This is a genomic window from Leucobacter musarum subsp. musarum, from assembly GCF_001273845.1.
In the GTDB taxonomy this organism is placed as follows: domain Bacteria; phylum Actinomycetota; class Actinomycetes; order Actinomycetales; family Microbacteriaceae; genus Leucobacter; species Leucobacter musarum.
This window is the reverse complement of sequence record NZ_JHBW01000005.1, coordinates 1-305: the sequence shown is the minus strand read 5'-3', so window position 1 is coordinate 305 and position 305 is coordinate 1. Positions and strand designations below refer to the sequence as shown.

Annotated in this window: 1 pseudogene; it reads right to left on the bottom strand. The window is 70.5% G+C overall.

Going from position 1 to position 305, the window contains the following annotated elements:
• Positions 1–246, bottom strand: a pseudogene (locus CH42_RS16485) (ferritin-like fold-containing protein); the annotation flags it as partial.
• Between the last annotated feature and the right edge of the window lie 59 nt (positions 247–305).

Sequence of the window (305 nt, the reverse complement as noted above, 5' to 3'; positions counted from 1 at the left end):
GTGCGGCTCCTCGCCTCGCCTGCGGATCTCGTCGGCGAGCCGCTGATGCTTGGCGAGGGTCAGCCCGGCCACCCGTGCCAGCACTTCCTTCGCCTCGAGCGTCGGCGCACCGGAGACAGCACGGGTCGCCGCCTCGTACAGCTCGAGCTGCAGGTAGGCCGTCAGGCCCAGGAAGGGCAGCATTCCGGGGGCGAACTCGGCGAGTTCGACGCGCTCGGCGTCGCTCCCCTCGCCGCGCGCTCGCATCTTGCGCACTGGGGCGTTCTTCTTGCGCAGCCCACGGATCCACTCGAACACCCTGTCAG